Annotated in this window: 12 protein-coding genes; 3 read left to right on the top strand and 9 right to left on the bottom strand. The window is 43.7% G+C overall.

The window, feature by feature from the left end; all coding sequences use genetic code 11:
- Positions 1–95: 95 nt before the first annotated feature.
- The 9 genes from BM156_RS02310 to BM156_RS02270 form a co-directional block, all read right to left on the bottom strand.
- Positions 96–1,715, bottom strand: coding sequence for a cellulase family glycosylhydrolase (locus BM156_RS02310; protein ID WP_093918203.1), 1,620 nt, complete (start codon positions 1,713–1,715; stop codon positions 96–98).
- 64 nt (positions 1,716–1,779) lie between these two features.
- The gene (locus tag BM156_RS02305; RefSeq protein ID WP_093918202.1) at positions 1,780–2,715 is read right to left on the bottom strand and encodes a PKD domain-containing protein; all 936 of its coding nucleotides are present in this window, start codon (positions 2,713–2,715) and stop codon (positions 1,780–1,782) included.
- A gap of 34 nt (positions 2,716–2,749) precedes the next feature.
- Positions 2,750–4,237, bottom strand: a complete 1,488-nt coding sequence (locus tag BM156_RS02300; RefSeq protein WP_093918201.1) for a SusD/RagB family nutrient-binding outer membrane lipoprotein — start codon at positions 4,235–4,237, stop codon at positions 2,750–2,752.
- 17 nt (positions 4,238–4,254) lie between these two features.
- Positions 4,255–7,641: a SusC/RagA family TonB-linked outer membrane protein gene (locus tag BM156_RS02295; RefSeq protein WP_093918200.1), complete on the bottom strand. Its 3,387-nt coding sequence runs from the start codon at positions 7,639–7,641 to the stop codon at positions 4,255–4,257.
- A 97-nt stretch (positions 7,642–7,738) separates the two neighbouring features.
- Positions 7,739–8,836 (bottom strand): FecR domain-containing protein, encoded by a 1,098-nt coding sequence (locus BM156_RS02290; protein WP_093918199.1) that lies wholly within the window; start codon positions 8,834–8,836, stop codon positions 7,739–7,741.
- Between the two features lie 12 nt (positions 8,837–8,848).
- Positions 8,849–9,547, bottom strand: coding sequence for an RNA polymerase sigma-70 factor (locus BM156_RS02285; protein WP_093918198.1), 699 nt, complete (start codon positions 9,545–9,547; stop codon positions 8,849–8,851).
- A gap of 77 nt (positions 9,548–9,624) precedes the next feature.
- Positions 9,625–10,182, bottom strand: coding sequence for an RNA polymerase sigma-70 factor (locus BM156_RS02280; RefSeq protein ID WP_170846829.1), 558 nt, complete (start codon positions 10,180–10,182; stop codon positions 9,625–9,627).
- A gap of 132 nt (positions 10,183–10,314) precedes the next feature.
- Positions 10,315–10,551 carry an acyl carrier protein gene (locus tag BM156_RS20575; RefSeq protein WP_133465098.1) on the bottom strand — a complete coding sequence of 79 codons (237 nt, stop codon included), beginning with the start codon at positions 10,549–10,551 and terminating at the stop codon, positions 10,315–10,317.
- 185 nt (positions 10,552–10,736) lie between these two features.
- A complete protein-coding gene (locus BM156_RS02270) occupies positions 10,737–11,282 on the bottom strand; it encodes a GNAT family N-acetyltransferase (protein ID WP_093918195.1) in 546 nt (181 codons plus the stop codon).
- Between the two features lie 191 nt (positions 11,283–11,473).
- Here BM156_RS02270 and BM156_RS02265 point away from each other — a divergent pair, with 191 nt between their 5' ends.
- Genes BM156_RS02265 through BM156_RS02255 form a run of 3 tightly spaced genes read left to right on the top strand, consistent with a single transcriptional unit; the run spans position 11,474 to position 14,468 of the window.
- Positions 11,474–12,298, top strand: a complete 825-nt coding sequence (locus BM156_RS02265; protein WP_093918194.1) for a peptidylprolyl isomerase — start codon at positions 11,474–11,476, stop codon at positions 12,296–12,298.
- A complete protein-coding gene (locus tag BM156_RS02260; protein ID WP_093918193.1) occupies positions 12,298–13,107 on the top strand; it encodes a peptidylprolyl isomerase in 810 nt (269 codons plus the stop codon). Before BM156_RS02265 ends, BM156_RS02260 begins: the two co-directional genes overlap by 1 nt.
- An 8-nt stretch (positions 13,108–13,115) precedes the next feature.
- On the top strand, positions 13,116–14,468 hold the full coding sequence (locus BM156_RS02255; RefSeq protein ID WP_093918192.1) for a peptidylprolyl isomerase: 1,353 nt from the start codon (positions 13,116–13,118) through the stop codon (positions 14,466–14,468).
- The last annotated feature ends 170 nt before the right edge of the window (positions 14,469–14,638 follow it).

Below are 14,638 nucleotides of genomic sequence, written 5' to 3'. Positions count from 1 at the left end.
TCGAAAAGCTCAGTTTTACAACTAAAAAAAGACATATCCTATTAAAAGATATGCCTTCCCTTGCTTATTCATCTTGGTTTCTACCTTCAATCCAACTACTGCTCCAAGATTAAATAATCCTTCTTATCCTGACGACTAAACTGAATCGTCATTTCCCTGGTTCCTCCTTTTCCTGTTGGAGGCACCATCAACCAACCAGCATCCGATCCGTTGATTTGCTCAGTTTCCAACTTCTCAAATTCAGGTACAATTCGAATATCTTCATTGACACATGAAAGCCAAGGCAGATAAATCATCGTCGGCGCTTTAATGGCAGCTTCCTCCTCCCAAGTCATGGTAAATTCGCCGGTAGCAGGATTATAGTCATACGATTTCAGTGTCCCCGACACCTCTTGGGGAAAGGGCCGGATGATTGCTTCCTGAAAGTAGGGATATTCAGCTATGTCGCCATAATACGCCCAGTAAGTATTACTAAACTGATGTTCTTCGATTAAGCCTACCAAATGCTGAGCCGTTTCAACCATTTTTGCCGATTTACCATGTAAAGCCCCCCACTCTCCAAGCAATACCGGCATATTCATGCGTTTCCCACTTTCGGCAATACGCTCGAAAATAAACTCCACACGCTCATAACTTGGATTCTCAACCTCTTTCGTGTCTACAACCAAATCATAACCATGGGCAGCATAAGCCACTTGAGGATCACGACTTCCGTCAGGAAGTTTTGTCGCTTCCAAAGCCGTAGCAACTCCCGTGTTGACAAAATAATTGTGGTTGAAAAACAAAATGTGCTCAGCATCCACTTCGCGAATGGCATTAGCCACCTTCTGATACATTGGCTGCAGTTGGTTCCGCTCAAAATCAGCACTCAATTCATACACAGCATCCACCACCTTGGCATATTTTTCTTTGGTTGCGATTAGCTCCAACGCTTTTAAACGCGATGCTTCATCTGCCCACATTGCTTCCAGCTCTTCAGCCGATGGCGGCATCTGCCCCGTTTCTTCGACCAAAACCTGTGCATAAGCGCCCAGCATCAAGGGCATAACCTGTTGAGCAGATGTTCCCATAAAGGGCTCATTCATCAAATCATAGCCAATAACCGTGGTATTATTTGCATAGCGCTTGGCAATGTATTTCCATAGGTTAGCATAGTGATCCTGAATACCCATACCATCTGAAGCCGGCTTATTATTCCAAAAATTATCGAAAGCAGTTTGAACCGCCGGGCTAATCAGGTAAGAATCACTCCAAACAGCTCCGGTATAATGAGGCTTTCCCTCATCCAAAGTAGCCCAATCTGGCGCACCATCTGAAAACTCTGCCCCATACAGGTCCTGGTGCATGTCCAGGAAAACGTAGAGGCCATGCTCCTTCGCCCATTCAATGCGTTTGTCAATTTCTTTCAAATAAGCTTCATTGTATTGTCCGGGTTCAGGCTCTAAACCATCCCAAATAATACCCAAACGAATACAGTTAAATCCCCAGCGCTCAAATTGCTCAAACGTCTCTTTCCCTTGCAAAGGCATGTACTTTTCTTTCGGATCTTTACTAATGAAATTGATCCCACTAAGAATAACCTGCCTCCCTTCTGAGTCAACAAAATGCTGTCCTTCAACTTTCAGGAAACCTTCTTTCTTCACTGGCTTCTCACCCGACTCACAAGCCACAATGGAAAACACAATCAAGCAAGCAATGAAACATCGTAATAACATCTATTCTCTTTTTTAAAATTAATATCTCCTTCAAACGACTCGTCGTCTAAAGCAATAATCAGGTCTATTTTTTATCGAAACTAAGGGTGTACATGATGGATGGTTTCATGAAATCTTCCGGGTAAGCCTCTGGACTCAATGTTGAAACCAATAACGAAACGGTCATCCGGTCTGCTGTAATATCCCGAATAATAATTTTTGTATCGTAAGTAAGAATTCCGAAATAGGCTTCCTGAGAAAACTCAATCCAGGTAACCCCTTCGAAAGTAATATCTTCAATATCAGAAACCGTTCCAGAACTTGGATTCTCCTGACGAGCAGTGACTGTCAAATCGCCTTCATTCATTGTAAATGTTGCATTCTGAGGTACGGTGTAACTTTCTACAGCTAAGCCCAAGTCCCAAATAGGATCGCCAACGAGCGTGCCGTTTACATAGGCATGGATTGCACTAGCCAAGACATTGCTATTTTTAGCATCGATCTTGTATGAGCCATCGTGATAGAAAGTAAACTCGTTATCATACTCCGTGCCAATGCCAAATTGTGTCAACACATCATCAGGAGCAGGCAGATAAGGGGTATTGGTGAACGAGAATGCACCATCGCTGTTGGACGCTGTTTTACTCATTACCCATGTTTTTCCGTTACTTGCAGCAGCTCCTCCGGTTAACAATTCTTCCATTGAAGCCACAATCGTCACCGCTTTGGTTTTTGAAACATCGCCACCTTCGCCAGAGGCAGTAAGGGTTACCGTATACTCTCCCGATTGTGTATAAGTGTGGCTTATGGTTGCTCCGCTTCCACTTTCGCCATCACCAAAGTTCCAAGAGAAGGAACTTGCATGCTCCGACTGAGTCGTAAAATTAACGGTGTACGAATCGTTTTCGTCCACTTCTGCAAATAGCTCAACAACGGGAGCTTGCGGATCATCTTCACTACAGGAAGCCAGCAACAAGGTCATGGCAAACATGGTAAAAAACAAATAGCCAATTTTTTTCATAACGTTCGATTTTAATATGGTTTTTTGATTGTTTTTAATTCTTGACATCCCACCAAAGCGGCGTCGTTATTTCGTCCGGCCCTTGCTCTGCAATGGCCTTCAGGTAATTCTCCTGATTGATATTCACCTCTGAAGAAGGATACTTGCAGCGTGTTGGTAATTCTCCATCGGTCACTCCTAAATCGTATTTCGGAGCATAACGGTTGGGAAGTACCGGATAACCGGTACGACGAATCGTACTCCATCCTTCCATTGCATTTGGCAGTACGGCAATCCACAACTGCGTAGCAATCTGTTCAAATTGTCTTTCAGTGCTTCCGACCAGTGTTGTGTATTGGTTATCGCTGAGGTAAGCCGATATTGCTTCTTCTGAAACCTGCCACTGTTGCAAGGACTTCCGAATTGCTGTTTGATACAGCTCATTTGCATCACCAGGCACAAGGCCAAACAAAGCAGCTTCGGCACGCAACAGCCACACTTCGGCAGCCGTTAGGTAGTAAATAGTTGATGCTTTCCCAACCAATTGATCACTTGGAACAGCAATCAGTTCCAGGTTCTGCTTAGACAATTCCGTATCGCTCAATCCATTGGGCAGTCCAAGGTATTCACCATTTGCATTGGCGGCTGCAAAAACCTCCAACCGCGGGTCCTCCATGTTTTTCAAGGTTTCCACGAAGAAGTCACTCATTTTCCACTTCCAATATCCATATTGATTGTAGGCAGGATTTTGGAACTCACTAATATCTGAGTCTTGATTTTCATTGCGAACATTCTGCTCATTTTCTTCGATCAAAGGAAGCGACAAGCATTCTACAATAACCGGATTCGCATCATCGGGAGCGACAAGCCGAATACGCATGGCCAAACGCAAACGCAGTGAGTTTGCAAAGCGACTCCATTTGTCCAAATCGTTGTTAAAGAACGGATCTGCCCCGGGATAGCCCTTCTTGGCATCAGCCGACTGCAAAACCGAAATAACCTCTTTCAGCTTGTTCATCATGTCTTTATAAATAAACTCGACAGAGTCAAACTCGGGATACAAGTTTCCTTCCTGCCCCAGTCCTCCTTGCTGATAAGGCACACTGCCAAAGGCATCAGCCAATCGGGAGAAGTTCATTGCTGCAACCACCTGAGCCATGGCATGGCGTACCTCATTTTCCCGATCCCCGCCAGGTTTTGTCATTCGAATAACATCCTGAATATGACGGATTGGACCATAAAAAATCCCTTCGTACAAATCACGATATTCAGCACTCGTGAAATTATCGTAATACCGATCGATAAACATCTTGTTGCTTAGCCCCGTGTACACATGGGCATACTGCGATGCAAAAGGAAACTGAGCATAGGTATTGCCATTTCCCCGCAAGCTCTGCAAAACAGCATTGGCAAACAGATATTCATCATCAATGTCGGTCACCGCATTCGGGTTCGAATTGATCTCCTTAAACTCGTCATCACATCCAACTGAAAAAGTAAATAGCAGGATCAGGATATACCATTTTATCGTGTTTTTCATCATCTTAATCTTTTGAATGTCTAGAAGTTAATTTTCAGATTTACGCCATAACTTGTTGTTGATGGCAGCGACAAGTGCTCAATACCATTCCCGGTATTGCCACTGCTAAATCCGGTTTCCGGATCAAAGTGATCCATCGCTCGGTACAGGAAGAAAAGATTACGCCCAACCAATGAAAAGTTAACATTCTCGACAGGCAGTTTTGCAATCCATTTGGAAGGTAGCTTATACGCCAACACAAGCTCTCTTAACCTGACGTTCGTCGCATCCTGAATCCACTCGGTTCCTATTTGCCTGTTGTAAATGTTGTACCAGCGCATCGTTGGATCAATCGCAACCGTATTGGGCTGTCCATTTGATTCGCTCACACCATCTTCCACAAATCCTCCTGTGCCAGCATTCCATTCTTCCCGGCCTTCCAGGGTTTCAACACTGGTTCCGAAAAGTCCCATGTAAGCTTTTCCCCACGAATAAACATCACCGCCCATCTGAACGTCAATGAGGAAGTTTAAGCTAAGGTCTTTGTAACTGATTCGGTTATTTATCCCTCCAATCCAATCGGGATTGATATTGCCCATGGCTTTCCATTCTCCTGCCTGGGCAAAACCATCCTTGTCAATCAATTTGTTACCAAAAGCATCGCGCTTGTAGTCTGTGGTATAAATCATTCCATAAGCCTCCCCCGGACGAGCCTGAATCATCATGTGAAACTCTTCAGCCAGAGGCAAAAACTCCATATCGCCATAAAGCTCCTCAACCTCCGACTTATTTTTAGACCAAGTAAGGATGACATCCCAGTTTAAGCCATTTTTCGATTCAAGTGGTTTGGCATTAAGCTGCACCTCATAACCGGTATTTTGCAGCTTCCCGGCATTCATTTTCTTCGTTCCGTAGCCCGTTGAAGGAGTCAGGTCGACATTCATAATTTGGTTGTCGGAAACACTGTAGTAATACGTGAAGTCGAACACCAGACGGTTTTTTAGGAAACTCAGGTTTGTTCCAACTTCCCACGATTCGGTTTCTTCCGGTTGCAAATCAAAATGAGGCAATTGCCCCCCAATGCCTGCAAGCGGAAAATCGGTTTGAGTTTGCTGAATACTGTAATACTGTGCAATTTCATACGCTCCCGTATCATTCCCCACTTTGGCAAAAGAAGCCCGAATTTTACCAGTATCCAGCCAATCCCAGTTTAGATTGAATGCTTCAGAAAATAACAAACTAACATTCTCGGAGTGATAGAAGTAGGAGTTGTTACTAAGCGGTAAGGTTGACGACCAATCATTTCGAGCGGTCACATCCAAGTACAGGTAGTTTTTGTAAGAGAACTGCCCAAGACTGTATAGTGAATAAACGGATTTCTCGGAAAACCACTCGCTGGTGCCAAAGCTTTCGTAGTTTGAAATATGATACAAGCCTGGAACTTTCATCACGCGTCCCCCTTGTGAAATCGAATTGTACTTGTTGTAGCGGTAATTTCCTCCGGCACTCAAGCTAAATGAAAAGTCGTTATACTCCTTGCTGTAAGTTGCTAAAAAGTCTGTGTTCCACTCCATGGTGTTTCCCATAGTTTGAGCAACACTCCCTTTGCCAGGATTTCCATCGGATGGCCTTCCCGGGTTTTCATGTTCTTTGCTATTGGCATTTGAATAGTCAACTCCCGACCGAACCAATGCATTAAAATTATCTGTTATATCCCATTTTACGGAGAACATTCCCTGAAGCCGGTTCTTCTCATCAGCATTGTAAATATTCTCCAATACCCAGTAAGGATTTGCAAACGTTGGGTCAATGTTCCAATCCAGCATATTGCCATCCGCATCAACCGTATTGTTTTTCATTGATTCAAGCGAAATATTTCGAGGTAAAATACTAATCGACTGAACGATATTCGATCCATCTTCAGCGAGGTAGGGGCGATTTTCAACTTTCGACCGGATGTAGGTTAGTTTGGAATCAAACTCCAACTTCTCCCCCAATTTTGAGAATCCTCTCAGGTTAATGGTTTGCCTCGACAAGTCATTGTTAGGCATAATTCCTTTTGAATCCTGATTGGTAATTGAAGCCCGGAAAGTGGTATTCTCATTACCCCCATCAAAGGAAATGGTATTAACAAATGAGCTTCCGGTACGGAAAAACGCGTCGTAAGGATTGGGCTGACGAGTCATTTGTTCCTCTTGCCCCAGCCAGTTGGTTTCCGTTTGACCCTCAATTTTAGTCCCATAGCTCCATATCCAAGGATAATCAGCAAGAGGCTTTGCCGGATTTCCCGCTAAAGTTGGGTATTGTCCAAAAGCTCCCTGGGTATATTCATATTGAAAATCAGGAGTTACCATCGGCGTTTCAGCGGTATAACCCGATGAGAAAGAAACGCCAATGCCTTTTTTATTCTTTCCTTTTTTAGTGGTGATCAAAATTACGCCATTGGCTCCTCGCGATCCATAAGCTGCCGCGGCTCCTGCCCCTTTCAATACACTCATCGATTCAATATCTTCCGGGTTGAGATCAGACAAGGCATCGCCACTGTCTTTACCTCCCCAGCGGCCGGCTCCGCCATAACCGGCATTCATCGGAATTCCATCAATTACAAACAGCGGCCGGTTATTCCCAAGCATGGAAGCCACTCCCCGCAAGACCACCCGCGAAGAACCATCGACCCCAGTTGGCGACTTGGTGATCTGCAAACCAGATACTTTCCCAGCCAACGAATTAATTGGATTACTTTCTTTGGCTCCGTTTATATCGTCGCCACTAACCTGCGTAATGGAATAGCCCAGCGAGTTTTTATCGCGTTCAATACTTAGTGCGGTTACCACCACCTCTTCGATGGAACTTACATCCTCTTCCAAAGCCACATTAACAACTGGTCTGGCATTGACTGGCACTACCTGCTTTTTAAACCCAATAAATGAAAATACCAGCACAGCAGATTCATTGGGAACTTCAATCTCATAATTCCCATCAAAGTCACAAACCTTCCCTGTCGTTGTCCCCTGAAGCACAACATTTACGCCGGGAAGCGGCTCATTATCTGTGGCCGATACGATCCGCCCTTTCACCAAAAAAGCTGAACTCTGAATCGCTTGGTTGGAAACAACAATCAGTTTTTCCTCAACAATTTTAAATGAAAGTTGCGTTTTCGAGGTCAGGATTTCCAAAGCTTCCTGAATCGATTTGTTGCTAAATGAGATCGAATACCGTTCGTTCAGGTCAATCACATCATCGCTGTAAAAGAATCGATAATCGCTTTGTTCCTGAATGGAATTAAACACAACCTTAATTGGTTGATTGCTTAGATTTACCGATAATCCTTCAGATTGTGCCAGTGCGGGTTGCGTCCACAATAAGGTGAGGAATAGCAGGATGAACAGCACCGGAGGCCTCATCCTAAAGTCAGGTTTGATTTTCATTCGTTTCTATTTTTGATGTTTTTCTCGAACTCGCACGCTCGCATTCATCGCAATTTGATCGTCTTTAGCGTGCTCGTTTCATTCGAGTTTGAGTTAGTTAGTTCTTATTCTTTTCTTCCTTTTTCTTACGTAGCCAAACATCGCGGTCTTTTAGTGTATAGTCGATTGGAGATGCAATGCTAATGGCAGCCAGTACATTCTCAAGCGTTTCATTTTCAATAATTCCTGAAAATCGAAAATCTTTCAAATCAGCATCTTCAAAATGAATTTTCACATTGTATTTTCGTTCAATTTTGATCACCATCTTTTGCATCGGTTCGCTCTTCATGATTAAGCGATCCTCGGTCCATGAGGTAAAAAGCTGCGGATCAATTCCTTTGGAGATCAAGATCTTTTCAGGCTTTCGTTCAACAGTTTGTTCGGGCTGAGCCGCTTCCGGCGTCACTGCCTCGACAGGTTCGATCTCCTCGCTTGCTTTATAAAAAACCAGCTGTTCGTGCGGTTTCAGGAACAACTCTTCCTTTTTTGATTTTTGCCTGTTATTCTTAACAATGCTCACAGAACCTTCGACCAAAGTGGTTTCAATGGTGCGCTCATCGCCATAACTCTTTACATTGAACTTGGTTCCATAGGCTTTCACCGTAATGTCGGAAGTCCGAACCTGAAAACGCTTCGACTTATCCTGAGCAACCTCAAAGAAAGCTTCTCCTTCCAGGGAAACCTCCCGAATGTTCTTCCCAAAATCGCCCGCGTATTTCAACACACTTCCGGCATTCAAAATCACGGTTGATCCATCGGGTAAAGTGATGGTTGACTTCGCCCCCATCGGCGCTTCAATCACACTCTCTTCCAGCTCTGCAAAGTAGCTGTTCATTTGGTAACTGCTAATTCCCCAAGAGAACAGTGCTCCAAGTAGAAAGATCGCAGCAATCTTTGCCCAACGCTGCCAGTTGAACGTATTCCCGGGCTTTGAAAAATGACGCTTCTCCAGCTTTTCCCACTCCTGACCAATGACGTCGTCCGTAATTTGCAGTTCGGTTTCAGCTGCAATCCACACAGCTTGCATTTCCTCCAGGTAACTTTGGTTGGCAGCGTCTTCACGAAGCCATACTTCCAGCTCATGCCTTTCCTCCCGGCTTAAGCCACCTTCCAAGTAATTGAGGATTAATTGATCGATATGATGTTGCGTTTTCATTCGGTGTCGTTCTTAATTGTTGTTTTGCTTTTCCTGTAACTTCAATTGGTGCTTCAAATATTTCAGAGCACGGTAAATCTGAACCTCCACCGTCTTTGTTGAAATATTGAGTTCACGAGCAATTTCTTTGTGTTTCAAGCCTTTTTCACGGCTTAGTGAAAAAATCTTTCGGCACTGTTCCGGCAATTCATTCACCGCACGCCGAATCGTCTTTTGTAGCTCTTTCTCCTGAAGCTGCTCCACTGCATCATTGGCATATGAGCGACTTTGCTGCTGTTGCAAATGGAAATTGCTTAAATGCTGCAGGTCGCTGTTTGTCTTTTTCAGATGATTCAGACATCCGTGGTAAACGGCTCGATACAAGTAGGCTTTCACAGATTGATTGATTTCCAGCCGGTCGCGTTTTTCCCAGAGGTAAGAGAAAACATCTTGGAGAATGTCTTTACAAGCATCTCCGGAATCCACATATTTCCGAGCAAAACCATACAACTCCTTGTAATACTTTTCGAATAACTTCCGAAAGGCTCCCCGGTCTTCACACACAATCCGGTCCAAGCATTCTGCATCTGACTCCTCGGACGATTCTTCCCGCGGATGCAGCACCGACAACACCTTAGAGGTGTCGTTTTGGTCTGTTCTCGAAACCGAGGGAATTGCCCAGCTTGAAACAGATGCCGTCAAAAATGAAACAGAGCGGTTTTCAGCTTTCATTGTAAAAATCTGCTTTGATTTTCTGTTTCTAAGGCAACTCAAAATCAAAGATCACTTACAAGTCGTCCCACTTTTTTTCAAAAAAAATTTTTCAGATTGTTTTTAAGGCGCCGTAAACTTCGGTATATCAAGGATTCTACCGTTTTTAGAGAAAGATTTAAATGCTCCGCAATTTCTCTATGGGTTAAACCTTGTTGACGGCTAAGCAAAAAAACTTGCTTTTGACGGGAAGGAAATTCTGACACTTGTTGATCAACTAATCGAAGTAGCTCTTTACGATCAGCCTGGTTTTCCGAATCAATCGAATGAAGTAAGGCGTTTCGGTAATCTTTGTTTCTCAAATCTTCTCTTTTCTTCTGCTGAATGTAGTTCAAGCTTTTATTCCGAGCCATTCGGTACAGATAGCCATTCAAGGAATACCGAATAGGCAGGTTATTACGCTCTTTCCAAAGTTGAGAGAATACGTCCTGAAGAATATCTTTACTTGCTTCCGACTCACCCGTTATCCGAAAAACATAGAAGTAGAGCGGTTTATAGAACGATCGAAAGAGCCTGTTGAAAGCTTCCACGTCTCCACGATTCAACTTAACAAGTAGTTCTTTTTCCGAGAGAGATATGTGTTTATCCTTTCTCAAAGCCTCACTCCTTACAATCACCTATTGTAAAGTTACATAGAATTCTGGGGCTTGCGACCATGTTTTCAGGCACAAAAAAAGACGGTCTTCTAAGGCCGTCTCCTTCATTAACTCAAATTATTTATACCTAATTTATGCCATCATTTCCATGAGACTCAAGGTATCACGAACTTGATGCATCCGTGAAATCTCCTCATCTTTTACATCGATCTTGAATGATTCTTCAAGGTAGAACAAGAACAGAGCCCAATCCACCTGATCAAAATTCAGATCATCATTGAAGGTCGCATCCAACTCTATCTCCTTCCTGGGGACCCCCGTTTTCCTTAAAACTCTATACAGAGTTCTTCTGATTGTTTTGTTTTCCATTGTGTTTAATGTTTTTGTTTTCTTGTTTTCGTCCAACTGTTTTCTGGCTTTTGGACATAAAATTCATTGCAAATGTAAAAAAATCGAACAAAACATTAAACGATTCAAAGATTAAAAAGGTTTTAGGTCTGAAAAAGAAAATTGACAATAGACCAAAACACCCTTTAATTTTTAATAATCAATCACTAAGAGGACTTCCATTCTCGTTTTAAGTAACTGTAAATTTCTAAATCGATGTATTTATTGTGATGCTTCTCTCCTTCCCGCTCCGCTCCTTCATACGAAAACCCAAGTCGACGAGGTATAGCAGCACTCTTGTCATTGCCCACTCCACATCGAATAATTATGCGATTCATTCCCAGGCTGCTAAATGCAAAGTCAACCAGAGCTTTAGTTGCCTGGGTAATGATTCCCTTACCCGTCATCCGTTTAATCAGCCAATAACCAATTTCCGTTTTCAAATTCACGCGGTCGGTATCCTTATAACCGATTAAACCAGCAAAGTGTCCCTCGTACCAAATCACGAAAACTTCATCCCGCTCACTCGTTGGGCGCGATGTTACCGAGCACACAAATGCTTCAGTATCTTCCTGAGTCTCGGTATCCTGCACAAAAGGCAACCAGGTTTCCAGAAAATCACGATTCGTATCAATGGCTTGAAAAACCTGAAAAGCATGTGAATACTTCAAGCGTTCCAGTTCTATTTTTGAGTTTACCTGTAGTCGTTCCATAATTGGGCAAGATACTATTTTTTTGAGTTTTCAGCCCCCGGTGTTCAACTTATCGATTAGTCGTTCGCAGTTAAAAACACTTTGGGAGCCATCCCTGACTTATCACCCTTTGCCCCCTTTTCAAGTCCCTCCCATTATTCTTATATTTGTGCGACAACTCAAATATTCAAACAATCTCATACCTTAATATCATGAAGCAATTTGGCTACAGCCTCCTTATTTTAACGCTACTGTTTCAGGTTTCGTGCGGAACGCCTCAAAAGTCACAAACCGCTGAACATCATGTAAAAATTGAAACAAGTTATGGAGACATGACCATTCGCCTGTTTAATCAGACACCTGCCCATCGCGACAACTTTATCAAACTGACAGAGGAAGGATTCTTTGATGGTTTGCTTTTCCATCGGGTGATCGAAAACTTTATGATTCAAGGAGGAGATCCTAACTCAAAGAATGCAGAAGCTGGCAAACGTCTTGGCGGTGGAACTCCGGGCTATACTTTACCTGCTGAAATCGATTCTTCCCTCTTCCACAAAAGAGGCGTGTTGGCTGCAGCTCGTCGAGGAGGCCCGAGCAACCCCGAAAAACGATCTTCAGGATCTCAGTTTTACATTCTCCAAGGAACAGTTTTTAGCCATGGTGCCTTGGATACCATGGAGATGAAGATGAACAAACAGCGCGAAAAGCAACTGATGCAAAAGCATTTTAGCCAAGCCCAAGATGAACTAAACCAGCTGAAAATGGAAAATAAGCTGGACGAATTCAACATCCGAGTTGCCGAACTAAGGGAAGCCGCAAACCAAGAAGCCAGTCAGTTGGCTCCAATAAAAATTGACGCAGAACGTCGGAAAGCCTACACCACCGTTGGTGGTTATCCTTCGCTTGACAACGAATACACCATCTTTGGCGAGGTAATTGAGGGATTGGATGTATTGGACAAAATTGCGGCTGTAGCAACAGACCAATATGACCGTCCATTGGAAGATGTTCAAATGAAAGTGAAAGTATTGGATTGATGAAGCAAATTACATTTTTGATTATTATTCTATTGGGGTTGAATTGGGCCGCCCAAGCTCAAACACATGTGGTTGAAGTAAAGACCAACTTGGGCACCATGAAATTCAAACTGTATGATGATACCCCCAAACATCGTGATGCCTTTATTAAATTGGCTAACGAAGGGTACTACGATAAGACCTTGTTTTACCGGGTTATTCAGAATTTCCTTATCCAGGGAGGTTCCAAATCGTCGCGAAATGCTCCCCCGGGAAAGCGTATTGGCTATGGCGATCCGGAGCATACGGTTGATGACGAAATTATTGGGCACTATTTTCATCAGAAAGGAGCCCTTTGCGCTCCCCGGCAACCAGATGAAGTAAACCCATTTAAACAATCGGACATTTCCCAGTTTTACATTGTCAAAGGACAGGTATTTACTTCCGGCCAACTTGATACGCTTGAGATGGCTGTGAATCGTCCAATCCGAAAAAAAATCACCCGTCAGATCTACACCCCGGAAGTTCGCGAACAGCTAAAACAGCTAAAAGCAGAGAATAAAGTTGACGAATTCCGGAAAATTGCCGGCCAAGTGAAAAAAGACATCGCTTCGCGCTATGAGCTTAACCGGAACACCCTTGAATTTTCGGAAGCTCAACGCCAAGCATACACCACCGTCGGCGGTTATCCTGATTTAGATGGCAAATACACCATTTTCGGGCAATGTATCTCTGGCTTTGAAGTAATCGATAAGATTGCTGCACTCGAGGTGGACGGCAACAATCGTCCACTAAAAGATGTCGTTATTGAAGTGAATGTAATTCAATAAAAACAACCATGATTTTTAACCGTGCAAAAAATAGCCTGTTCTTCCTCGCTATTCTCGGGCTAACGCTTGGATTGGGCAGTTGTTCCTCCAACGCAACAAAGGAAAAACAGCCTACAAAACAGGAAGCTCCGAAAAAGACACCTTCTTCTGAAGGACAATCTTACGCCCATTTTATTCCTGCACTGGTTAAAATTGAAAGCTTTGACAAAGGTCGTTTTTTAGAAAGTGAAACGGCTTTCTTTGTTGATCAGCAAACGGTTGTATGTCGCCTATCCACACTGGAAAATGCAACTACCGCCCGCATCACTCCTTTTGATGAAGAACAAACTTATACTGTCTCAGGCTACCAAGCTGTTGACCGTATCAATAACCTGGTTCTTCTGAAAGTTGAAGGCATCGAACGGCAGCCCATCCCCTTGTATGCTGGCATTGCTCCTGAGTCGGCTAAAAGTATTTACCTCACCAAACCACAAAACAACACCCTTCCACTGCACCGTGGCAAAGTACTGGAGTTTGCCACCCTTTCCGGGGCGAAGCTCTATCGCGTTGACAACCAGTTTCGATCCAAAAACTACGGAACCCCTGTCTTCGTCTCTAATTTCCAGTGCATCGGACTTGGCTTTGCCGAAGTGATCAGCTACGAGAATCAAAACCTGGTCATCCCTTCAACCTACATTGCCGATTTGCTTAAAAAAAGAACTGAACAACCCCAAAAACTGGAAAATCTGCAGACAAAAACCAGCAAAGCCTTAAGCGAGGCCAACAGCAAAATAAAAGGCTTACTGATTGAAACGGACTACGGAACGATTCGCATTCGGCTGTTTAATGAAACACCTGAGTACCGCGATAACTTTATCCGACTGGTCCGCGAAAACTATTACGACAGCCTTTTGGTCCACCGGGTAATCAAAGGTTTTGGGATTCAGAGTGGAGCAGCAGACACCCGTTATGCCGGACCGGATGATGTGGTGGGTTGGAAAGGCCCCGGCTATTCGCTACCCGCACACATTGTTCCCACGCTTTTCCACAAGCGCGGCATGATTGGATCACCGCGGAAACCAGATCGGGGAAACAGCAAGCGTCGTTCGGATGGTTCGCAGTACTACATTGTTACCGGTCGTGTCTATTCGGATTCGGAGTTGAATGAGATCGAACAAGAAAACGGGCATACCTTTACTGTAGAACAGCGACGGATTTACAAAACAGAAGGTGGTGCCCCTCATTTGGATGGCACCTACACCATTTTTGGCGAAGTTATTAGCGGCCTTGATATTGCCGATCGTATTGTCCAGCAAAAAACGGACGATGATTTCCGTCCCGAACAGGATATCCGTGTCAAGAAAATCAGCATTATTCAGTAAGTTCGGAAAGCCAAAAGGAACCGGGTAAAAGCGCAAAAGTGCCTAAAGTGAAGGTGAGAAGTTTCTAGTTCGTGTTCTTTCAGGTTGGGCAAACCTACTTGAATCTTGAAGTTGTTTGAATTTCAAGATTGTCCGAACATCTGAGAATCCAAAAATCCAATATCTATCGT

The organism is Sunxiuqinia elliptica (assembly GCF_900113005.1).
GTDB lineage: Bacteria > Bacteroidota > Bacteroidia > Bacteroidales > Prolixibacteraceae > Sunxiuqinia > Sunxiuqinia elliptica.
The sequence above is the reverse complement of the archived record's forward strand: the minus strand, read 5'-3'. Positions and strand labels throughout refer to the sequence as shown.

Coding starts and splice junctions, on each gene's coding strand:
- BM156_RS02255 (WP_093918192.1), top strand. CDS start 13,116: ATGATTTTTAACCGTGCAAAAAATAGCCTGTTCTTCCTCGCTATTCTC.
- BM156_RS02290 (WP_093918199.1), bottom strand. CDS start 8,836: ATGAAAACGCAACATCATATCGATCAATTAATCCTCAATTACTTGGAA.
- BM156_RS02265 (WP_093918194.1), top strand. CDS start 11,474: ATGAAGCAATTTGGCTACAGCCTCCTTATTTTAACGCTACTGTTTCAG.
- BM156_RS02295 (WP_093918200.1), bottom strand. CDS start 7,641: ATGAAAATCAAACCTGACTTTAGGATGAGGCCTCCGGTGCTGTTCATC.
- BM156_RS02310 (WP_093918203.1), bottom strand. CDS start 1,715: ATGTTATTACGATGTTTCATTGCTTGCTTGATTGTGTTTTCCATTGTG.
- BM156_RS02260 (WP_093918193.1), top strand. CDS start 12,298: ATGAAGCAAATTACATTTTTGATTATTATTCTATTGGGGTTGAATTGG.
- BM156_RS02300 (WP_093918201.1), bottom strand. CDS start 4,237: ATGATGAAAAACACGATAAAATGGTATATCCTGATCCTGCTATTTACT.
- BM156_RS02270 (WP_093918195.1), bottom strand. CDS start 11,282: ATGGAACGACTACAGGTAAACTCAAAAATAGAACTGGAACGCTTGAAG.
- BM156_RS02305 (WP_093918202.1), bottom strand. CDS start 2,715: ATGAAAAAAATTGGCTATTTGTTTTTTACCATGTTTGCCATGACCTTG.
- BM156_RS20575 (WP_133465098.1), bottom strand. CDS start 10,551: ATGGAAAACAAAACAATCAGAAGAACTCTGTATAGAGTTTTAAGGAAA.
- BM156_RS02285 (WP_093918198.1), bottom strand. CDS start 9,547: ATGAAAGCTGAAAACCGCTCTGTTTCATTTTTGACGGCATCTGTTTCA.